Origin of the sequence: Borrelia sp. P9F1, assembly GCF_030436115.1 — a bacterium.
Classification (GTDB): Bacteria; Spirochaetota; Spirochaetia; order Borreliales; family Borreliaceae; genus Borrelia.
Genome location: NZ_CP129407.1, coordinates 62,939 through 86,063 on the forward strand (window position 1 = coordinate 62,939; position 23,125 = coordinate 86,063).

Annotated in this window: 20 protein-coding genes; 15 read left to right on the top strand and 5 right to left on the bottom strand. The window is 31.1% G+C overall.

Annotation, left to right across the window (positions count from 1 at the left end; genetic code table 11):
- Positions 1-2 precede the first annotated feature (2 nt).
- The 12 genes from QYZ68_RS00350 (at position 3) to QYZ68_RS00405 (ending at position 13,694) form a co-directional block, all read left to right on the top strand.
- Complete coding sequence (locus QYZ68_RS00350; RefSeq protein WP_301383516.1) at positions 3-1,241, top strand: aminopeptidase; 1,239 nt, start codon at positions 3-5, stop codon at positions 1,239-1,241.
- Positions 1,242-1,264: 23 nt separating this feature from the next.
- A complete protein-coding gene (locus QYZ68_RS00355) occupies positions 1,265-1,732 on the top strand; it encodes a divergent PAP2 family protein (protein WP_301383518.1) in 468 nt (155 codons plus the stop codon).
- Positions 1,733-1,770: 38 nt separating this feature from the next.
- Entirely contained in the window at positions 1,771-3,207 is a 1,437-nt protein-coding gene (locus tag QYZ68_RS00360; RefSeq protein ID WP_301383520.1) for a hypothetical protein, read from the top strand.
- Positions 3,208-3,238: 31 nt separating this feature from the next.
- Positions 3,239-5,560 carry an RnfABCDGE type electron transport complex subunit D gene (locus QYZ68_RS00365; protein WP_301383522.1) on the top strand — a complete coding sequence of 774 codons (2,322 nt, stop codon included), beginning with the start codon at positions 3,239-3,241 and terminating at the stop codon, positions 5,558-5,560.
- Positions 5,557-6,126 (top strand): hypothetical protein, encoded by a 570-nt coding sequence (locus tag QYZ68_RS00370; RefSeq protein WP_301383523.1) that lies wholly within the window; start codon positions 5,557-5,559, stop codon positions 6,124-6,126. Before QYZ68_RS00365 ends, QYZ68_RS00370 begins: the two co-directional genes overlap by 4 nt.
- Positions 6,126-7,212, top strand: a protein-coding gene (gene prfB / locus QYZ68_RS00375; protein WP_301383525.1) for a peptide chain release factor 2 whose coding sequence is annotated in 2 segments (ribosomal slippage) — positions 6,126-6,178 and positions 6,177-7,212 — 1,089 coding nt in all. Because the reading frame shifts where the segments join, the coding sequence is not laid out codon by codon here. Before QYZ68_RS00370 ends, prfB begins: the two co-directional genes overlap by 1 nt.
- Entirely contained in the window at positions 7,185-8,594 is a 1,410-nt protein-coding gene (locus QYZ68_RS00380) for a hypothetical protein (protein WP_301383527.1), read from the top strand. Before prfB ends, QYZ68_RS00380 begins: the two co-directional genes overlap by 28 nt.
- A 37-nt stretch (positions 8,595-8,631) precedes the next feature.
- Positions 8,632-9,483: a signal recognition particle-docking protein FtsY gene (gene ftsY, locus QYZ68_RS00385; protein WP_301383529.1), complete on the top strand. Its 852-nt coding sequence runs from the start codon at positions 8,632-8,634 to the stop codon at positions 9,481-9,483.
- Positions 9,480-10,526 (top strand): hypothetical protein, encoded by a 1,047-nt coding sequence (locus QYZ68_RS00390; protein ID WP_301383531.1) that lies wholly within the window; start codon positions 9,480-9,482, stop codon positions 10,524-10,526. The genes ftsY and QYZ68_RS00390 overlap by 4 nt, the downstream gene beginning before the upstream one ends.
- A complete protein-coding gene (locus QYZ68_RS00395) occupies positions 10,513-11,760 on the top strand; it encodes an ABC transporter permease (RefSeq protein ID WP_301383532.1) in 1,248 nt (415 codons plus the stop codon). Before QYZ68_RS00390 ends, QYZ68_RS00395 begins: the two co-directional genes overlap by 14 nt.
- Positions 11,761-12,441, top strand: coding sequence for an ABC transporter ATP-binding protein (locus QYZ68_RS00400; RefSeq protein ID WP_301383534.1), 681 nt, complete (start codon positions 11,761-11,763; stop codon positions 12,439-12,441).
- Positions 12,438-13,694 carry an ABC transporter permease gene (locus tag QYZ68_RS00405; RefSeq protein WP_301383536.1) on the top strand — a complete coding sequence of 419 codons (1,257 nt, stop codon included), beginning with the start codon at positions 12,438-12,440 and terminating at the stop codon, positions 13,692-13,694. The genes QYZ68_RS00400 and QYZ68_RS00405 overlap by 4 nt, the downstream gene beginning before the upstream one ends.
- A 21-nt stretch (positions 13,695-13,715) precedes the next feature.
- Here the strand turns inward: QYZ68_RS00405 and QYZ68_RS00410 are convergent, their stop codons facing one another.
- Together QYZ68_RS00410 and QYZ68_RS00415 are read right to left on the bottom strand one after the other, a co-directional pair.
- The gene (locus tag QYZ68_RS00410; RefSeq protein WP_301383537.1) at positions 13,716-15,005 is read right to left on the bottom strand and encodes a hypothetical protein; all 1,290 of its coding nucleotides are present in this window, start codon (positions 15,003-15,005) and stop codon (positions 13,716-13,718) included.
- The gene (locus QYZ68_RS00415; RefSeq protein WP_301383538.1) at positions 14,998-15,315 is read right to left on the bottom strand and encodes a hypothetical protein; all 318 of its coding nucleotides are present in this window, start codon (positions 15,313-15,315) and stop codon (positions 14,998-15,000) included. Before QYZ68_RS00415 ends, QYZ68_RS00410 begins: the two co-directional genes overlap by 8 nt.
- 173 nt (positions 15,316-15,488) lie before the next feature.
- Here QYZ68_RS00415 and QYZ68_RS00420 point away from each other — a divergent pair, with 173 nt between their 5' ends.
- Genes QYZ68_RS00420 through QYZ68_RS00430 form a run of 3 tightly spaced genes read left to right on the top strand, consistent with a single transcriptional unit; the run spans position 15,489 to position 18,777 of the window.
- Positions 15,489-16,757: a cysteine desulfurase gene (locus tag QYZ68_RS00420; RefSeq protein ID WP_301383539.1), complete on the top strand. Its 1,269-nt coding sequence runs from the start codon at positions 15,489-15,491 to the stop codon at positions 16,755-16,757.
- A gap of 55 nt (positions 16,758-16,812) precedes the next feature.
- A complete protein-coding gene (locus QYZ68_RS00425) occupies positions 16,813-17,214 on the top strand; it encodes an iron-sulfur cluster assembly scaffold protein (protein ID WP_301383540.1) in 402 nt (133 codons plus the stop codon).
- A 21-nt stretch (positions 17,215-17,235) separates the two neighbouring features.
- A complete protein-coding gene (locus tag QYZ68_RS00430) occupies positions 17,236-18,777 on the top strand; it encodes a YifB family Mg chelatase-like AAA ATPase (protein WP_301383541.1) in 1,542 nt (513 codons plus the stop codon).
- 12 nt (positions 18,778-18,789) lie between these two features.
- Here the strand turns inward: QYZ68_RS00430 and QYZ68_RS00435 are convergent, their stop codons facing one another.
- From QYZ68_RS00435 to lepA, 3 genes are all read right to left on the bottom strand, one after another.
- Positions 18,790-19,740 (bottom strand): L-lactate dehydrogenase, encoded by a 951-nt coding sequence (locus QYZ68_RS00435; protein WP_301383542.1) that lies wholly within the window; start codon positions 19,738-19,740, stop codon positions 18,790-18,792.
- A gap of 193 nt (positions 19,741-19,933) precedes the next feature.
- Positions 19,934-20,932 (bottom strand): hypothetical protein, encoded by a 999-nt coding sequence (locus QYZ68_RS00440; protein WP_301383543.1) that lies wholly within the window; start codon positions 20,930-20,932, stop codon positions 19,934-19,936.
- 360 nt (positions 20,933-21,292) lie between these two features.
- Entirely contained in the window at positions 21,293-23,116 is a 1,824-nt protein-coding gene (gene lepA / locus QYZ68_RS00445; protein ID WP_301384378.1) for a translation elongation factor 4, read from the bottom strand.
- Positions 23,117-23,125: the final 9 nt, after the last annotated feature.

Consider the following 23,125-nt stretch of genomic DNA (forward strand, 5'->3'; position numbering starts at 1 on the left):
ATATGGAAGAGGATTTAATCAAATATGCAGAACTTATTATTTTGAAAGGGATTAATTTACAAGAAAATCAATGCGTATTAATTACGGGTTCCATTGAAAACTATGAATTTTTAAAAATTCTTGCAAAAAAAGCTTATGAACATGGCGCGAAATATGTGGAGCTGAATATTGAAGATGTTGATATTTTAAGAACCAGACTGGGATACTCGTCAGAAGATTTGTTGGAATTTATCCCAAAGTTTAAGCACGAGTTTTTCAAAGAAATGATAGATGAAAAGTGGGCAAAGATACGAATTGATGATACGGAAAATTTAGATGGCCTGAAAGGTATTGATAGCAAGAAAATATCAAAATATTTTACGCAGTTAAGGCTGGCGTCTAGGAATGTTTCAACTGCAACGATGAATAATGAACTATCTTGGTGCGTGGTTTGTGCACCGGGTCCAAAGTGGGCATCAAAAGTTTTAAACAAGCCTAATAGTCAGCAAACTCTGGAAGAATTTTTTGAAATTCAGAAAATGATACTACTACTTAATGCAGAAAATCCAATAAAGGCTTGGGAAGATCATAATGCAAAACTTCACCAAAGGTGTGCATTTTTGAATAGACTTAAACTAGAAAAATTGATCTTTAAAAATCAGAAGACAAATTTAGAAGTATATCTTCTAGAAGCTTCTATCTGGACGGGAGGAAGCGAAAGGATAAAGGGCACAGAGCTTGAATTTAATGCAAACATACCTACGGAAGAAGTTTTCACAACTCCAGACTACAAAAAAACTAAGGGAATTGTGTATGCGACTCGACCAGTTATGATACTTGGCAACTTAATAGCTGGGATATGGATAAAATTTAGTGAGGGAAAAGTAGTTGACTTTGGATGTGACGATGAGCACTCAAGAATGATACTTAAAAGACATATAGAAACCGATACGCAGTCAAAATACATAGGAGAGGTTGCACTGGTGGACAGCAGTTCTCCGATTTATCAAAGTGGACTTACATTCTACAGTACACTATACGACGAGAATGCAAGTTGTCACATTGCACTGGGTAATGCTTACTCTTCTTGCTTAGGTAATGAAGAAAAATTAAAAACTGATGTTGAAAAATTGGATTATGGATGTAACGTTTCTCTAATTCATGCCGATTTTATGATTGGGAGTTGCGACATGGGAGTTGTTGGGATTGATAGGAAGGGAGCAGAGCATGTAATAATGCAGGATGGAAGGTTCGTAATATGATGTGTGGGTTGGAGTGATTGGTAATGATAAAGGAATTATTTACAAATGACCTTTTCTTGTCTTGTTTCATTTCAGGAATTGTTGCGCAAGTCATTAAATATGCTATTCAGACAATGAAAACGAGAAGACTTAAGTTGAACCCAACATATCTAATAAAAAGTATCTTTTTAGAAACGGGGGGGATGCCTAGCAGTCACTCTTCAACCGTTACAGCTCTTGCAACTTCAATATTTATAACAGAGGGAATAAATACGAGCTTCATTATCGCCCTTGCTTTTGCCTTAATAACAATAAGAGATTCCTTTGGGGTCAGGTACATGGCAGGTGTACAGGCAGAATATCTTAATGATTTATCCGAACAATTAAGGGTTGCAATTGAGATCGAACCCCTAAAAATCAAGGTAGTCAAGGGCCACAAGAAAAAGGAAGTATTTACGGGAGTGGTTATTGGAATAGTTTCCGCATGGGCAGTATGTTATCGAGTAATATAGACATCGAGTAATATAGACAGCAAGTTACAAGGGTAAAAATGAATCCATTCAAGCTTTTATGTATATTAACACTTCTATCTTCTTGCAGTATGGCAGAGTTTGGGGATTACAAGCCAGTGTACTTTAAAGGAGAAGAAGATTTAAAGATTGCAAATGATTATATAAACTCACTGGGATACAGAACAATATCTGAATACACAACAAAAGTGAAAATACTAGATTTTCCAGATTTCAAGGAAATGACAATCCATGAACTAATAAAGCTTAATGATCATGATCTAAGAAAGGATCTGTTTTTAAAAAACCTCCCTAATCTATTCAACCTATCCAACAGAAAAATACTCTATGTCGATTCATCATTTACAAGTAACGACTTAAAGAAGCTTAAACGAGCCAAAAAAGTTGAAGGAGAATTACACTCTTTTAACTATAAAACCAAAATTAACTATTTTTCAAACACAGTATTCATAGTAATGATAACACTTTTACTACTGTTAAATATTCAATATTCACCTTTCATATTGTTATTTTTAATAAGTTCATGCACTGTTCTGTTGTTTAACAATGAAATGTTATACTTCTATCCTTTAACTATTCTTTCTTACCTACTGTTTGTGCTAATCGACAATTTCAATAAAAATTACAACAAAATATGCTTGCGAGACATCAGCTTTTTATCGCTAATTAAAAGAATAAAATTCCCAATCTTCTTGTTTTTATTTATGGTTTTATACTACATTGTGATAATTAATTTTCTAACTACTAGTCTTGAACCATTTTTTATTATTTTTGTATCTGCAACAACTCTTTGCATTTTCTTAATATTCACTTGGATCAAAACTGAAAGAAACTTTAAAAATACATTCTTGTTTTTAATTGAAATAAAAGAGCAAAATCGAAAAGCAAGAATTATAAAGTTACAAATTATCACGCATCTAATGCTATTTATAGCTTCTATGATGCCCTTTTTTTATTCTCAATACATGCTAACTTCTTACCAAAGATCAAGTTATCTTTACAGCAAAAAATTAAACTATTTTGATTATTTAAACCCTAACAGCATTTACTTAATGGTGGGATACAAAGAAGAAATTCCAAACATTATGGGATACATGTCTCATATTATTTATCAAAATGAGCTTAAATATAAAATAACATCTAAATATGGTGAATCTACCAAAAATGTAGAGGAAGACTATTTTGAAATAAAGAATAACAAAATAACTATCAGTCCAAAAACTGTATATAAAGTAGACAAAGAATTCATGTCTAAACATCTCAATCAGGGGCTTTCAAAATTATTTTTATACAACGGAAATCCCATATTAATATACAAAGAAACAGATAGTAGCATTTTAACGGACAAGGACAATTCTACAATTTTATTTGTTCTTTCTCTGCCTTTTTTCTTATTGCTATTCCTATTTAAGGCAATAAGATTTACAATTCTTCTAAATATTAACAAAAAAATATAGAAATACATTAAGGACTAGAGGATGCATCTAAATGCCCGACTCAGAAGATTCAGCGATAAAAACAGCAATTAAGATAAAGTACATAGTAAATATAGACGAAATTCAAATTCCTGAATATGTTTTAATTCCACTAGAAACAGAAAATTCAATATCTAAACTGTATGTAGTCGAGCACCAAAGAATTGAGGAAGGTCAAATATTATCAAAAAATATAAATGTAGATTTATACACATACTCTCCAATATCTGGAATAATAGAGAAAATATATGTTGCTAATCTTCCAAATGGACAACAATTAAAATCAGCATTAATACGATTTCAGGGAAGAATCAAAAATGAGAAAAAACAATCAGATGAAATAGAATCAAGAGAAAAAACACTAGAAAGATTGATCAGATTAGGAATTCCTTGGTTTAATGACAATTCACTATTTCAATATGTAAGCAAATGCAAAAAAATAGATAAAATGATTTTATTAATAAATGGAAGAGATTCATTTACTAACATCTCAGAAATACTTATAAAAGAAAAGTTAGATGAAATTCTTTATGGACTTGAAATAGTCGACAAAATCTTTAAGTTCAAAGAAATATTGATAGCGCTAAGCAATTGTAACTTAAAAAAAGAGCTTGAAAACTTAATTGACTGTCAAGACAAAAGATTAAGAATTAGACTCATTCCAAATATCTCGCAACCGTATTCAAATCACGAAATGATAATGCACTTTTTGTATAACGAAAAGAATATTCAAGAGAGCATAAACCCAAACAAAAACATACTTTTAGCAAATGTTGAAGACCTTTGTAATGTGCACAGCGCAATTAAAACAAATATTCCGTATAAAGAAAAGTTCATAACCATAAATGGTAATCAAAAAATAAAAAGCAAAATAATAAAAGTCAAAATTGGAACATCAATCCGACAAATAATAAATGAAGATATTGACACAAAAAAATACGATGTATTCTTAAACAACCCAGTAAATAAAATAAAAATAAATAATCTAAACGTCCCTATAACAAGAGACATATATAGCATTACAATACTTAAAAAGAAATCAATGTTATTTAATCTAAAATTTTTTAAGATACCCAGTTTCTCCCCACTACACATTGAAGAAGTTATTCTCTCAAAAATCAAGGGTAAAAATGAACATGAGAATAAAAAGTTTCAGTTCCTACAATACACTGAAGCTGAAATAGAAGAAGAAATAAGCAAGGTTCAAAGAGAAATAAAGGAAAAAATATTAAATATCACTCCAAAAAATGAGCCAATATACACTGAAAATAATCTAAAGGATATCTATTTAACCATTATACTAGCTCTAGTTCCTAGCCTAATTTTTTCTTTTTCAAATAACACAAAATTTTTAATTGATACTTTCATACTAACAATAGTAAGCATGGTGGCTTACTCTCCAGTAATGTTTAAAGCAAAACATAAATGTCTATCATTCTTTATATATACTGCATTAATTACTAGCATGATATTTCCCTTAAACCTCTCTATCATATTAAAGATCATCTCGCTACTTTTTACATTTTTAGTATTTTTTTATTTTTCTAAACTTTCCAAATTCCTTGTAAATCCCATATTAATTTCCTTTATGTTTTTATTACTAAATTTTCCCTCAAGCTTCAAACAAACATATTCTGGAGAGCTATCAAGGCAAGAAGATATGATCCCCACTTGGGATAAGGCGATGCAGAAAAACCCGAATATTAAGGGATTAGAAGGCTTAAAAGAAGCTAAAAGAAATGAAAACAAGTATATTAATATGATTGAAGAAGTTACAAATAAGCAAATATTATCTCACTTAAACATCATCATACCGAGATTTCATATTGAAAGCTTGTTTGGACTGCAAAATGAAAAATATTTATCTCCTATCTTGCTTTATATTGGATTTTCATTCATTCTTGGAAAATTCATACTAAATAAATTAATACCATTATCTTTTTATGCAAGCCTTCTCCTACTTGCTTATGTCTTTAAAAATATGAATATTTATAGTCATATTACTCTTGACATGTTGTCCCTGGCAACCTCTCCAATTCTAATGCTCTTAATATTTGCAATAAGCACAGAACTACAAACGGCACCCTCATTTAAATTTGAACAAATACTATACGGATGTATGCTCTCTATGTTATACCTTATGATCCTAGGTCATATCCCATTCGAGACTCTATCGGCTGTAATATCCATTTTCGTACTACAGATAAGTTCAACTTTAATTAAAAAGTACAGCATAACATTTCAAATCAAAAAAATATTGCATCATTTAAGCATAAACAAAGAAAAAGCAACAGAACACAAAAATGAAAATGGAGAAGAAATTATAAAATTATGACAAACAACTTAACGATTTACTTATTAATTAATAATTTATTACTAATACACTTTATCGGTATTGAGGATGTAAAAATAAAAGATAACCGGAAGCTAGCTAAGAAATATTTAACAATAGTAATAACTTCTTTAATAATTTACTCGTTTCTTTTTTATTTTTATAAGTTATTTGTAGAACACGAGTTATTGTTCATAATGCCGATCATATATGCAATATTAATCTATGTAATAATAATGGGCCTTAAAACGCTGAATAGTATACTAATTGTGTACAACAAAAAATCGAAATATTCAAATGACTTTCTATTATCCAACAGTGGGTTAGTAGCAATAGTATTTTTTGCTCTAGATAAGAGTCATGGTTTCCTTGAAGGCCTTGGGATAATTGTTCTATCTTCATTAAGTGTCTTAATATCCCTTATGTTAATAGTCTTAATAAAGAGAAACTTTGAAAAAAGAGTAACATCTAAAATATTAGAAAATGAGGCAATGTATTTTTTTATAATGTTCGTTTTATCTTTAATTCCAAATATAATTATATTAATGAATAATGGCGGAAATTTATAATGAAAGAAAGAATTAATGAATTGATGGAACAAGTTGAAAATGTTTGGAGGAATCTTTGACAGCCATACGATTAAGGCACAAATCAAAGAATACGAAATACAAAAGAATGATGAAAATTTCTGGAATGACAACAAAAAAGCACAGGAAATTCTTAGAAAGCAAAATGTTTTGAAAAATAAAGTAGAACCTTGGGAAGATTTAATATGTAAGCTTAAAGACTTGAAAGAGCTCTGCGAGCTTGCGGAGAGTGACGAGGACATAAGACTATTAGAATGCGATTTTAAGACAATAAGAGATACGTTTAAAACCCTTCTCACGTTATCTTATTTTAAAGAAGAAATTGATATAAATAATGCGTTCTTGACAATACACTCAGGCGCAGGCGGTACAGAAGCATGTGATTGGGTAAGTATGCTGTATCGAATGTACTCAAGGTATGCAGAAAGACGAGGATATAAGACGGAACTTATAGACTTACTTGAAGCTGAGGGGGGAATTAAATCTGTTACAGTTGAAGTAAAAGGAGAATACTCGTATGGTCTTTTAAAAAGCGAAGTGGGAATACATCGACTCGTAAGAATTTCTCCTTTTGATACCGCTAAAAAAAGACACACCTCCTTTGCTTCTGTTTTTATTGCTCCTGTAATTGATGACAAAATTGAAATAATAATTAAACCAGAAGACATTAGAGTAGACACATACAGGGCCTCTGGTGCTGGGGGACAACATGTTAATAAAACATCATCAGCAGTAAGAATTACTCATCTTAAAACAGGAATAGTAACTCAGTCTCAAAGCGATAGAAGCCAACATAAAAATAAAGAATTAGCAATGAAAGTACTCAAATCAAGGCTTTATGAACATTACAGAGAAATTGAGCAACAAAAAAATAAATCTGAACAAGAGGAAAAAAAAGATATCTCTTGGGGCAACCAAATAAGATCTTATGTATTTCAGCCTTACAATTTGGTAAAGGATCACAGAACAAAATTTGAAAATCCTAATGTTATATCTGTTATGGACGGAAACATTGATAACTTTATAGAAGAATATCTGAAGTGGAAAAATTTAAGCTCAATACAATAGTATTATTTTTAAGTTTAACAGCAAGTCTACTCTATTCTCAAAACAACATTGAGTACGGCTTCTCTTACATAATCAATGCAAAAGACAAAGACGAAAATCTTAAGGTGGGAATTGAAAAAATTCTAGATAAAATCTATGAGACAATAAATGAACATGTTGTTAATGACAAGGACAAGGATTCTATCAGAAATCTCCACATACGCCAACATATAATAAACAAAGAAAGAGAAATTAGTAATCTTAGAGAAGAAATGGATAAAAAAAGGCTTCAAAATTCAATAAGTTCAAGAGAAGAAAACAGCACAGAAATAAAGATTAATGATCTTAAGCAGGATATTGAAAATATTAAAATTAAACAAAAAGAACTTGAAGAGTACCTTAGTAATTTAAAAAAAATGAAAGCAACATACAAGAAAATGAAAGAAAAAGTCAACTTGTTAAATCTGAACACAGAATTTTTAATAAGCCAAGAACTGTTTTTTATAAACTATATCAACTTTAAAAGAGTAGAAAAGTATTATATTCTTGAAATTAATAACATCACACCCACGGAAGTCAAGGTTAAAAGGGAAGTTTTCAAACTATCAACATCCGTTGATGAGATTGCACACAGGATAGCAGAACTTAGTCTTGAAGAAATATTGGGAAGAGAATTTATTAGACTTAGGATAAATGTTCCAAATAATCTAGATGCAAAAATATATATAAACGAAAAATTTGTATCAAAAGGAATATACAACGATGATATATTCGATATTTCGGAATTAGAAAAAAAAGAAATTAATATCCACATTACAAGTGCATCTTTTAAACCCCACTCAGTAAATTTAAAGGTAAAAAATGGAGATACAATTAACTTAAATATTGAGTTACAAAAAGAAAACTCTAGGAAAGTATTAGTCACAAGTAATGTAGAATCTAGGGTATTTAGAAAAGGAATCTTTATAGGAGAGACCCCTCTTGAGATTGAGGAGCCTAAAGAAATAGAATATATTTTATTTCAAGCTGAAGGATACAAAAACATGTTTAAATTACTAAATAAAGAGGATAAAGAAATACATGTGGAAATGATGAAGGATAATAAAAGCAAACTTACTATTGCCAGAGACATATTTTATATAAACCTTGGCGTTTTCACACTAAGTTTAATAGGCACTGTATTTGCAGGTACTCTGTACAGCGAATCATCAGAGCTTTACAATATGGCATCAAACCACCTCATTAGCAAAAAAATAACACCCCAAGACCTGTATAAGGCAAAATCAGAACAAATGATCACGACATTTTTATTAGGCACAGGCATAACCCTATCTATTGGCAGCTTTATTCCACTAGTGATACATTTAGTGCAATACATTCAAGAGGCCAGCGAAGGTGAATAAATTATTGTAAAATTATTTAAGTAGGAGGACGGGGTTTTTGGGAATTTTTACAAAGGTAAAGAACCTATTTAAAGATAAAAATAAAGAAGAGACTAAAGTACTTGAAGATTTGCAAGATATCCTGTTAGAAGCAGATATTAACCGTAATATAGTAACTGAGATAACAGAAATAATCAAAAAAATGAAAGTTAGAGGGAAATCTGAAATAATTCTTAAGCTAAAAGAGTTATTGAGGGGCTATCTAAATCAAAAAACCCTTAATTTAGAGCGTGAGAGTTTAAATATATTATTAATCATTGGAGTAAACGGCGTTGGAAAGACCTCAAGCATTATTAAACTTGCAAACAAACTCAAAATTGAAGGCCAGCATGTATTAATAGCAGCGGCAGACACATTCAGAGCAGCAGCAATAGAACAAATTAAAATACAGAGTGAAAAAATTGGTGTCAAGGTCGTGTCTCAAACTCAAGGTAGCGATGCAGCATCAGTAGTATTTGACAGCATTTCAAGTGCAAAGGCCAAAAATTATGATACATTACTCATTGACACGGCAGGAAGACTCCAAAATAAGGATAATTTAATTAAGGAACTTCAAAAAGTGGACAATGTAATTAAGAAACAAATAGCTCAAACAAAAGCCAATTATAAAAAAATACTGGTAGTAGACTCTACCTCTGGAAAAAATACGAGCAATCAAGCAGAAATATTTAACAAAGCAATAGAAATTGATGGCATCATAACTACAAAGTTTGACTCATCCTCTAGAGCTGGTGGAATAATAAACATTTCAAAGTTATTTAGAAAACCAATATATTTTTTTACATTTGGAGAAGAAGTAGAACACATCAAAGAATTTAATATCGATGAATACTTCGATAAACTACTATGACAAAAAAGGTATTGATCTTATTCTTAATGCTAACAACTCCCTCATATGGAAAGAGCTATTTTTTGTCAGATGTGTTTTTTAATCAATATCAGGAGATATACGAAATCCCAGAAACAGGGTTTTATATTGAATATGAAAAAATCCACGAGACAGAAAAATTTAGCCTATTCAGAGACCTACAACTGGTGAAGTATAAAACAAAAGAAATGATAGAGGATGCTCAAAGGGTAATACACTACAATGAGAAAGAAATTAAAATAAAAGAGGAAATATATGACAATTCACACAATAAGACCCAAGAAATACGATATGGCAATAAGGGAATAATACTTGAGTCCGTGAAGTACTTTTATAAAAATAACGATTTAATTTACAAAGAAATTAAATTCTTAAATCAAAAGCCAAGAACACTCCAGTACATGAGAAACACAGATGGAAGACTTTTAAAAATAACTGGATCGAATTTTCAAGTTTGGAATTATGACGTTAATGGAGAAATAAAATCAACATACTTTGACATAAACAAATCTAGTGCAAAAGCAATAAAATATGACGAAAACAAAAACCATTTAGAAAGCGTAATAACAACCGACAACCAAATAAAATCCAGGGAAAAAAATCAATACCTAGAAGATGAAACAATAAATACCATTGAAGCAGACAATATAAAAACTGTATCCAAATACAAAGGAAGTAACTTAATAAGAAGAGAAGTGTACAAAAACAACTCAATAATTAAGGTAAGTGATTTTGAATATAATGAATCTGGTTTTATTACAACGGAAAATGTGACTGTAAAAGAAAAAAAAAAGGAGTACAATACTAAAACAGAATACGAATATGAACATGATAATAAATTAAAGCTGAAAAGAATTTATGAAGATGGCTTAATATCATTAAAAATTGAATACTTTGGTGAAAATGAGTATGAACAAGAAATATACTACGGTGGAAAGGTTATCTTTAAAGTGAGATATAAAGACGATGAAGTTATTGAAGAAGTAAATCAGAGCATTACTGGGGATGGCAATGGGACTAAATAGATTATTACTGAAAAGACTGATACTAGATGAGAAGAATAGTCTATCGCTTACGGTTGTAATAATCCTGAGTATAGTTCTTGGTCAAATAATTGTTATCATCATAATATCAATAATGAATGGGTTTCAAGATGACTTTTTTACAAGTGTATCTGCTTTGGAGAGTGGGAATTTAAAGATTGAGGGTAAATTAAATCAAGAGGAACTTGATTTTATTAAGAAGATGAAAGAGATAATTCACATCAACAAAATATATGAAGCGCAGGGAATCGGAATTGAAAGCTACTACTATCCAAGTATTTTAAATATCATTGCTGTGGATACAAGGGATATCATAGAGGATAAAAATTTTCTTCTTCTAACGGGTCTTGAAAAATTTGAGCTTGAACTTAATGAGGATGAAATCGTAATAGGAGATGTACTTTCTTATAATCTAGGATTATTTGAAGGTGATATGATGGGATTAATAGTGAGTGATGAAATACAAAACGTTAAAGCATTAGATGATCAAATCAAGCATTTTAAAATAAAATCTGTCTTTAAAAGCAATTATTCAAAAATCAATGAATCCACAGTATTTATGAACATTAGCTACTTTTATAGAAAAAAGATTATAAAGGATTCAGATATCAGTTACCAAATAAAAACACTAAACCTATACCCAAGTCGATCATTAATAAATAATATAGAAAATATCAATCCAAACATAAAGTTCAAAACATGGAACGAATACAACAAAGAACTCTATAAGGTACTAAAAATAGAGAAAAACACAATGCTCGTAATTTTAACCTGCATATTTCTTGTTATTGCCGTTAATACATATTATTTACAAAAAAGAATACTGATAAACAAAAGAAAATCAATCTCTATACTTTTATCTATTGGTCTTAAATCTCAAAAGATTAGGCAAATTTTCCTAATTCACTCAGCAATAATTTGCACAATAGGTAGTGTTATTGGTCTTATTGCAGGTATTCTTATATCCTTGAACATTAATGAAATATTAAATTTAATAGATCTCTTGGTAAACAGTTTAATCAATACTATTAATTACCTATTAAACTTAAGGGTACAAAATGTTGAGATCAAAATAGTAAAGGATATCATTACTCCTAAAATATTCTTAAGCGATTTATTATTTACATCTTCTTTTGCTTGCTTCTTTACAATGTACTCTAGTCTCAGGTTAACGAGGAAGATTAAATATATCCAGAAAATAAACGGGACAATATAGATGACAAACATACTAACTATAAAAGAAATGCACAAGACATACATCAAAAATAAGACAAGAATAAAAGTAATAGAAAATTTAAGCATAAATGTAAAAAGCGGAGACTTTATTTCTATTCAGGGAAAAAGCGGATGCGGGAAATCAACACTTTTTAACATCATATCAGGAATTGATAAGATGGATTCAGGTGAGATAATATCCTGTGGGATTTCTTTAAAAGACGCAAATGAAAAAACACTAAGTTTTTACAAAAATAAAAAAATAGGTCTTGTCTTTCAAAATCATAATTTAATTGATGAATTTAATGTACTTGAAAATGTTATTTTACCTAAAATAATTGAAGGGCAAGATCACTTTGAGACAATAAATAGGAAAGCTCTAAATTTAATGAGAATATTGGAAATAGATTCAAGAGCAGAACACTACCCTTCAGAACTTTCGGGAGGAGAGGCGCAAAGAGTAGCAATTGCTAGAGCATTAATAAATGAACCAAATATAATACTATGCGATGAACCTACTGGTAATCTGGATATTAACACCGCAAAGATAGTTGAATCTTTATTGATAGATACTGCTAAAAAATTTAGAAAAACATTAATTCTAGTTAGTCATAACCTAGAATTTGCCAATAAGGCAGATATAAAATATGAGCTTAAAGAAAAAAAATTGAAAAGAATATGATACATCCAAATATTAAAGAACTCACAAAAATAGCATATACAATCTTTATAAATTCAACAAACAAAAAGGCACTAATTGGTTCTGGGATATCTTTAAGTTTAGTAATGATTCCCTTAATCATCGTTTATTACATGTCAAATAACATCATGAACTCAACAATAAACAAATACATTGAGAGTGAAGGGTTCTCTCTACAAATTGAACATAATGAAACTCAAAAAGATGAACTTCTTAAAGAAAGATTAGAAAAATTTAAAAAAGAATATCAGCATAATACATTAAGATACTTTTTTGAAAGAAGAACTTATGGAATAATTGGGAATCTAAAAAAACAAGGAGTCTTAATACGAGCAGTAGACTTCAGATTCATTGATGAGAATAAGCATATAAAATTAGTAGATGGAAAGAAAAGTTTAAAACAGGATGAAATACTAATATCGAAACAAATCAAAGAGAAACTTAATCTGAATATAAACGAACCTATCTACGTAGTAGTACCCAATAGTAAGAATCAAAGAACATTACCTAGAGTAAAGCGGTTTAATATATCTGGTATCGTTGAAACAGGACTAAAAGAAATTGACAAAAACTTAGTTTTTATCTCGCTACAAGATTCATACATAATGGCAGAGAAATTTTCTAAAGGCATCCTCGGACTTTCCCTCGATTTCGCTACCAAAGAAAAAGTTGGTGCCTTAAGGGAAATACTTGCAAAAGAATTTCCAGAATATAAGGTCAAGACATTTTACGAGCTTTACTTTAATAAATACATGAATCTAGAAACCAGCAAAAAATTATTATTGTTTATAATGGCATTTATTGTGATATTTGCAAGTATCAATATATCCTCATCCCTTTGTATGTTAATACTTGAAAATAAAAAGAAAATTGCAATATTTAAATCAATTGGAATGAGTAATTTAAGTCTTAAAATAATATTTATATTAATAGCATTCGTTTTAAGCCTTATATCTTGCATCATAGGTATAATCATTGGAAACTATATAACGATTAATATCGAATATCTAATCAATACGATAGATATAATTACTAATATGACTTCAAAACTAGCATTTGGAGTTGAAAATACAGAACTCTTAAGCTCAGAATACAACATCTCTGAATTTAACGTTCAGATAAGCATAGAGTTTAGCCTAATTATCCTAATATCCTACACGCTATTAAGTATTGCAACGACACTTATTCCCTTAAACATTATTTCAAAGCTTAAAGAAAAAGAAATCCTGAGATAAGCTGATATTTACGGCTAACCGCTAGCTTGAATACACATTAACAATCCTAATAGAAGACAATTCTTCCTTAATATTAGGATAGATCTCTGTTGGGAAAATAGTCTTTAATACAAAACTTTGTCTAGAATGTTTCTTAAGAGAAGAATTTGATTCAGAAATTAATCTTCGTCGTAAAGATCTAATAATCAAACCTCCCTTATTAAGATAAGCAACCTCAATTTCCAAACTTTTAATATCATCTCTTAAGTTATTAAACACCTCTATTAAAGAATTAGCTTCATAAATTCCAAAAGATTGTTTGAAATAACTTCCAAGATATTTAAAACTTAAAATTGAAGAATCTGTATTCAAATTAAAACCAGAAACATTTTCAATTTCACTAAAAAATTCAACTAAAAGTATATCAAGAACTATCCTCTTAGGGTGCCCTTTAATTTCTCTGGAAATGTTCCATACAAAATCAAGTGGAACATACACCCCCTTACCCCATCTATTGGGAAAATCACTTACCTTTTCAAAAACTTTACTCAACATAGTTTTATCTAAATCATCATAAACAGTAATACCATAAGAAATCTTTTTAATAGGTTCTTTATTAGAAATAACCCCTGCTTTCAGTTGATAGGAATGCGCGTCCTCAAAAACTAATACCTTAGCTCCCTCAACTTCAACATGGTATAAAGCATAAAGATCTGAGGCAAGATTAGCAGATTCAACGACTAAATCAGATGCCCTTGTAATGGAAGGCAAGCCCTGCTTTATGGCAGCCTCCGATACTTCCTCCTGTTCTTTGCCAAAATCCTCTTCCCCACCAATAAAGGAATGTGCCATTGTATACGTGAAAAAAGAGACAATACCTATTAATATAAGACCCAACAACAATACTAGTATTACATGTTTAAATTTTCTATTCTCATCATAAGAGCTTAAGTCAATTCCTACCGCTATGCCAAATTCCCTAGCTTGTAATCCTATATGTACTAATCTGTTATTCCCGCCCCTACTATTTAATTTACTTACAACCTTCTCATAAAGATTTAAAAATGAAGTAAACATGTTCTTATTATGAAAGGCATATAAATATATATCCTCAAGTTCTCTTAAAGAAGAATTAAATTGCCCAGCACGTTCCAATCTCTGTGCTCTATCATATCCCCTAGAAAAATGTATTTTAATATTTTCAATATCATTATCGGACAAATCCGCCCGTAAAATAATATCTTTCATATTCTTTTCTTTTAATATCCTACTCCTGTACTTACCTAGCCTAGATAAATAAATCTTAATTCGTTCTTCAGAAGTCTTACTCATTATCCTCTAACTCATCAACCTTCTTTAAAAGCCAATAAGCAATATTTTTAGCAGTATCTTTTGTAATAGAAATTCCAACGAAAGAATTTATTAAAATCACCCTCTCCTTAGAACCCTTCGGCCCTCCTGTTATTTTTTCCAAAGCCCCCTCTTTAGTCTTAGTAAACACAATCTCCTCCGGTATTTCTGTGGATTCAAAAACAAGATCACAAAAAATCTCTCCCGTATTAGTTACATTTCCGTAAATATTATTAACAGGTACTAACTTGTAGTCCTCAGCCTTTTCAAATTTATAAATTATCTCTTTCATAACAACACGAATTATAACACAAAGATATACTCAATGAAGGCTAGCGCGTCTTTAAAAGTAAAATACCAATTGCAAAATGATTTTCATTACAAAAATAAAATAATAAATAATGTTATAATCTTTAAAATAAAAACTTTTACTTTAAAATGAATAAGTAAGGAAGCTTTTTAAAGATGGGACTTAGTCCAATAGGCAATACAAACGAAAAAGCTAAAATTCTGAGGAAAGATTTTCCAATTTTAAATAAAACTATAAACAATAAAAAAATTATCTACTTCGATAATGCTGCTACTTCTCAGAAACCACAAAATGTAATTTTATCTGAAGTTGAGTATTACGAGAATTATAACGCAAATGTGCATAGAAGTGGACATGCACTTGCAATTCAATCCAGTTTAAAAATAGAAGAGACAAGAAAAATTGTAAAAAAATTTATTAACGCAGAATCTAGTGAAAATGTAATATTTAATTCTGGAACAACAGATGGAATAAACACAATAGCAAATTCATTGCTTTTTTCAAAAATTTTAAAAAAAGACGATGAAATCATTGTAACAACTCTAGAGCACAACAGCAATTTACTCCCTTGGATTAATATCGCCAAATATTTAAATCTAAAAATCAAACTTGCAAAGTTTAATGAAATGGGCATAATTCCACCTTTGGAAATAAAAAGCTTAATTACAGATAAAACTAAAATTATTACTATATCGGGTATAAGCAATATGCTGGGTACTACTCAAGATCTAGAAGAGATTGGGAAAATTGCTAGAGAAAACAAAATTATCTTTTTTGTAGATGCAGCTCAAATGGCACCCCACACAGAAATAGATGTACGTAAAATAAACTGTGATTTTTTAGTATTTTCAGGACACAAAATGCTCGCCCCAACAGGAATAGGAGTATTGTATATATCTAATAAAATGATAAATAAACTCAATAGTTCCAAACTAGGCGGGAATACTATAGAAGATATTTTTATAGAAAATGAAGAGATTTCCTTTAAACCTCTTCATTCACCAAATAAATTCGAATCAGGAACACCCAATATTGCAGGCATCATTGGTCTTGGCAAAGCAATAGAATACATCAATAACATTTCAATGAAATTTATTAAAGAGCATGACGGAGGGCTGGTTAAATATTGTGTTGAAAGATTAAAAGAAATCGATGAAGTTGAATTTCTTCTAAATCAAGATATTAAACGAAGGGCAATAATATCATTTACAGTAAAAGATATCCATTCACATGATATTGAAACATATCTTGATACAATGGGCATTGCAATCCGATCCGGAAGGATTTGTTCCTACCTTGCATTCATCTCAGAAAACATAAAAAAAAATCATCTCCTAAGAATGAGTTTCTATTTTTATAACACAAAAGAAGAAATTGACACCTTTATATTTTCTCTGAAAAGGACAATAAAAGCATTTAGCTAGATTCCTTCTAAGAATCACCATTGATTTAATTAAATAAACTCCTTAAAATTGAACTATGCTATCAGAAAAAGTAAAAAAAGAACTAATAAGGCTTAGCAGAATAAGCAAATACACATTTAAAACAAATGAAAATCAAGATTTAGTATATCAATCCAAGTGCGGCGATCAAATAGCTTTTCAAATAAACATGAAGAACAATAAAATCAAATTAAGATACAATGCATCTGGGTGCATAATTCTCCTTGCAAGCGCTCATACACTAACTAGAATATGCAATAACAAACCCAGAGAAAAAATATTAGAGATCATAACAAAAGCAATTGATAAAAATTTTGAAAAGTTAGAAGAAATTGACTCAAGTCTTAAAACTTTTACAAGTTTCATACATACAAATAGACAAGATTGCTTCATACTACCTTATAGAGCCCTAAATGAAAGCCTAAACACAATTAAATAACTTTAAATAAGGAGAATTTATATGAAAATATACTCCCACTCATCCATAGGATATGATGGCGAGCTAATTGAAATTGAAATAGACATTAGAAAAGGAATTCCGGGGATTGACATTGTTGGGCTCGCTGGAAGTGAAATTAAAGAATCAAGAGAAAGAGTAAAAGCAGCCATTAAAAATTCGGAATTTAGTTTTCCAAAAGACAGAATATTAATCAACCTTGCACCGGCAGGTATCAAGAAAATTGGAACAGCTATTGACCTCTCAATTGCAACAAGCATTATCACCATAAATGCAAATAAAAATAATAGTTTAGAAATTCTAATATTAGGAGAATTACAACTAGACGGCAAAATAAGGGCGATTAAGGGAGTATTACCCGCTATCTCACTTGCAAAGGAGAAAGGCATTAAGTGTATCATAATACCTTTCGATAACATAAAGGAAGGTCTTCTATTGGACAATCTAAATATTTGGGGAGTTAAAACCTTAAAAGAAACGCTGGAAATAATAGAACACCTAAACAATAATACATTTCCAAGAAAACAAATAATTGATACCACAATAGAAGATATCACAGAAATATCTGAAGAAGGGTTTGAATATGATTTTAACAACATAAAAGGACAGCATAGAATAAAAAGAGCACTTGAAATAGCAGTTGCAGGAGGGCACAATCTCATGCTCTTTGGCCCACCTGGTAGTGGAAAAACTCTAAGCATTAAATGCATGAAATCAATCTTACCACCGCTTACAAATAAGGAGTTGATTGAAACAAACAGAATTTGGTCAGTAGCAGGCAAGTTAATAGATACAAAAATAATAAAACAAAGACCGTTTAGGCAACCTCACCACACTGCAAGCAAAGAAGGTATAATTGGAGGGGGTTCTAATGCGTTGCCTGGAGAAGTATCGCTGGCTCACAATGGAATTTTATTCCTAGATGAAGCTTTGGAGTTTCAAAAATCAATTTTACAATCATTGCGCGAACCCATTGAAGATAAAACAATCTCAATTGTAAGGGCAAGCTCAAGATCCTTTAAGTATCCTGCAAATTTTCAATTAGTTATTGCCACAAACCCTTGTCCCTGTGGTAATCTTGGTAAAAAAGATATAGAGTGTTTCTGCTCCCAACAAGAAGTTTCAAATTACTGGAAAAAACTCGGCGCAGCAATGCTTGATAGAATTGATATTAGAGTACCAACCAAACCAGTAAACAACGAAAAATTATTCCAAGAAGAAAGGGAAAATTCAAGTGAGATAAGGAAGAGAATACTGAAGGCAAGAGACATCCAAAATAAAAGATATGAAAATACTGAAAGTATACACAAAAACTCTGATCTTAAGCCCGAGCAAATCTCTATATACTGTGAATTAGACAAAATACTACAAGATGAACTGATATACATTTTAAACAAACTTAACATATCATCAAGAGCCACCCATTCAATACTAAAAATTGCAAGAACAATCTCCGACCTAAAGGAAGAAGGAAACATTTCAAGAGAATCACTGCTAGAGGCCATTGAACACAGAAAAAGCGGTGAACAGCTTATAGAATTTTAAAGCCCACCGGCTTTAAAATTCTATCTTATCAATATAACTCTTAAGCTGACTGGTAGAAGCTTTAAGTTTCTCAATCTCCCTGTCACTTATATCAAAGTCAAGGGTCTCTTTTACACCATCTTTGCTTATCACAGAAGGTGCTCCAACATAAATACCCCTACCAACACCACCGTATTGACCATTGATGTATGAAGATATAGGCAGAATAAGATTTTGATCGCTGATTATCGCATTCACAATATTTTTAATTCCAAGTCCAATAGCATAATAAGTGGAACCCTTAAGCTTGATTACTTCATAAGCAGCATTCACAACCCGACTATGAATCTCAGCAAGCTCTTCTTCTCTTATTTTTCCCTCACTCATGTACTCAGATAAAGGCTTCATAGCTATTTTGGTCTCATCCCAAGTAACAAAAGAACTATCCCCATGCTCTCCCATAACATACGAGTGTACATTCTGTGTATTCACACCAAAACGCTCCGCTAAAAAGTATCTAAGCCTTGAAGTATCAAGTATCGTTCCTGTTCCAATAACCCTATGTACCGGAAACCCAGAATACTTCATCGTAACATAAGTCATAATATCGACAGGATTACTTGCAATTACAAAAATACCACTGAAACCACTTGAAACAATGCTTGTAACAATCTCTTTAAATATTTTAGTATTCTTACTTACCAAGTCAAGCCTTGTCTCGCCCACCTTTTGGTTAAGACCCGCAGTAATTACAACAATATCGGCATCAGAACAGTCCTGATAAGTCCCAAAGTTTATCTTAATATTTTTCCCCAAGAACATCTGTCCATGGTTTAAATCCATAACCTCACCCTTAGCTTTGTCCTTAGCTACATCAATAATGACAAGCTCGTGGACAAGTGAGTTATCTATTGTTAAAGCATAGGCAAAACTCGAGCCAACTCCTCCAGCCCCAACAAGAACCACCTTATTACACTTAAGCATACACAAATCTCCATATAAAATTATTTAACATCAATAAAATAATCTTATAACATTTCAAAATACTTTTCCAATATTTTTAAAAAGAACTAAATACCCCATAACCTACTAAAAATGCAATAAAAGCAACTCAAAGAGAAAATCATAAAGATAAATAATCTAGATAACGAAAAAATTAAACAAGCTTAATAAAGTTTTAATCAAAACCAACATTATCATAACTTAATTTTATAAGTCTTTTAACATCTTCAAATCTAGATCCATTAAAAACAATTTCGACATTGCCATTGCCATTATGACCGATACCATTCATAGCACGAGTAAAGCCTTCCTCCATAAACACCTTTTCCAAAGGAAGTGTAACAGTAATCAGTATTACATTCCTTCTAGGTCTAAATATCAAATCTGCAAAAAGTTTACCCCCAACAACCCTAAATCCTGTGTAATGCTTAGTCTCATATTTTTCAACATCGCCTAAGGTAAAAATAAAGTTCTCCAATATTTTATTTAAATTCTGTAATTCAGCATTTGATTTTGCCAATTTTTCCAGATTCTTTGTTGATAAAAGATTCTTGTCATTTTTTTGAGGCACTATATCTCGTAGCATTGTCGCCTGAGCCACACCCTTATTTTTTTTATTACTAGAAACTTTAGTATTGTTAACACCAGCAGCAGGGTAAGTAGTTAATTTTAATGTTATTAAATTATCTTCATACATATCATATTCTACAAGAATAATTTCCGAAGGATCTCTTTTAGCCTGATTCTCAGCCGCTACCTCGAATTTTCTAGCCACACAAATAAGCTTAGTTGAATCAAAATCTACATTATTGTATCTCTCCGTTATTTGACCAAACTTCTCCCTCATCACATACAAAAAATCACGCTTTCTATCTTTCAATACCTCATCATATCCAACAGCCTGCAAAACATGCATAGGGCTTTCATCTTTCTTATATTCAAATATCACAGGGACAACACGATCATTTGTTTCCATAATTCCAAGTGTATCTATTCTTTTATTTCCTATTTTAAATTCAGTAGCTATTAACTTCACTTTGAAAAAAACTTCTAAATTAGACTCAAATATTTTTTGTATATCTTTTTCAGATTTAATATGTAAAATTTCTAACTCCACCGCTTTAGACTCAGAGAAAAGCTTAAAAAGTTTAGTTGTACGCGTCAATTCTTTCATACCCGTAAATTATATACACATTTAACACATAAATCCACAAATCAAAACCCAATCTTAGAATCCTCCCCCTTCAAATTCCGATTCATTAAAGCAACTCGATATTTCCATTTCCATAAACCCAATATTGCTAACAACACACTAACACCACGAGTAAAAACTTTCTTTAAGTCACTATTTGACCTTGAAAAGCCCTAACTAAACATTTACTACGATTTAGCATCCAATGACAGTAACTTCTTAAAGTCAATTCTTACTAATTCTTATATTTATAAATCTAATAAATTATCAAGAAATAAACCCTCTTTTATTCCCATTACAGATGACTTCACCACTCGTACTTCATAACTTTTTATATTATCCCTACTTATCATCTGACTTAAGCACAGAAAGAAAAGCACTTTGCGGTATCTCAACATTTCCGATCATCTTCATTCGCTTTTTACCTTCCTTTTGCTTTTCCAAAAGTTTTCTCTTGCGAGTAATATCACCACCATAACATTTAGCAGTAACATCTTTTCTAACAGGTGAAATTGTCTCACGTGCGATAATATTTGAACCAATGGCTCCTTGAATCGCTATTTTAAATTGTTGTCTTGCAATCTCTTCTTTCAATTTTTTACAAATACTTGTAGCCTTTGCTCTTGCATTATCCCTAAAAACTAATTGCGACAATGCGTCAACTCTATCCCCATTGACCAAAATATCCAATTTAACTAAATCTGTGGCCTCATAACCCAATAGTTCATAGTCAAAAGAAGCATACCCACGACTCACAGATTTAATTTTATCGTAAAAATCAAAAAGTATTTCTGCAAGAGGCATCTTATAAATGATCTCAACTCGTTTTGTATCAAGGTAAATTAAGTTTTCTTGTACTCCTCTCTTAAGTAAACAAATACTCATAACATTACCCAAAAACTCTGTAGGAACGATAATATTAGACCTAATATAAGGCTCAAGAGCATATTCAATATGATCATTTCCCAAAAATTGCTCAGGACTCTCAATAAAATAAGGATCTCCCTTTTTAGGAACTATTTTATAACGAACCGAAGGAGAAGTTAAGATTACATTAAGATCAAACTCACGCTCAATCCTTTCCTGAATTACCTCCAAATGCAGTAACCCCAAAAACCCACATTTAAAACCATGACCAAGTGCAGCTGAAGCATCTTTTTCAAAGGTGAGTGATGCATCATTGAGCTTAAGCCTGTCCATCGCCTTTAAAAGGTCATCATACTGATTAGCATCAACTGGATAGACAGAAGAAAACACCACAGGCTTAACTTCCTTAAACCCCTCAAGAGGAAAATTTGCCGGTTCGTCGAAAAGAGTTACAGTATCCCCAATCTTAACATCTGATATATTTTTTATTCCCGCAATGAAATAACCAACATCACCAGCTTCCAAAAAATCTCTTTTTTCGAGCAGTATTTTAAAGATTCCAATCTCTTCGACCAAATAATCTCTATCTGCATGCATAAATTTAATCTTGTCGCCCGTCTTGATTCGCCCCTCAAAAATTCTAAAATGAACAATAACACCGCGATAAGAATCATAATGTGAATCAAAAATTAAAGCCTTTAACGCGTTATCAACACTGCCTCTAGGCGAGGGAACATACCTACAAATAGACTCAAGCAACTCATCAATTCCTACCCCATTCTTTGCAGATATTGCTACAGCAATACTTGAGTCCAGACCTAAATCACGCTCTATTTGTTCCTTTACAAAATCAACATTCGCACTCGGCAAGTCTATTTTATTAATGACAGGAATAATTTCAAGATCATGCTCAAACGCCATATAAAAGTTAGAAACAGTTTGAGCCTCTATCCCTTGGCTCGCATCAATAAGCAAAATTGCTCCCTCACAAGATGAAATTGCCCTTGAAACTTCATAAGAAAAATCGACATGTCCCGGTGTATCTACAAAATTAAGCTCATAAGTACTTCCATCACTACTCTCATACTCAATAGTAACAGCCTGACTCTTAATCGTAATACCCCTCTCTCTTTCAATATCCATGCTATCGAGCATCTGGCTTTTAAAATCCCGATCTGAAACTATTTTGGCCTTTTGTATAAATCTATCTGCTAAGGTCGATTTACCATGATCAATATGAGCAATAATGCAAAAATTTTTCTTATAAGAACTAATCCCAAACTCCCCAAACTTCTTCAGAAACAAAAC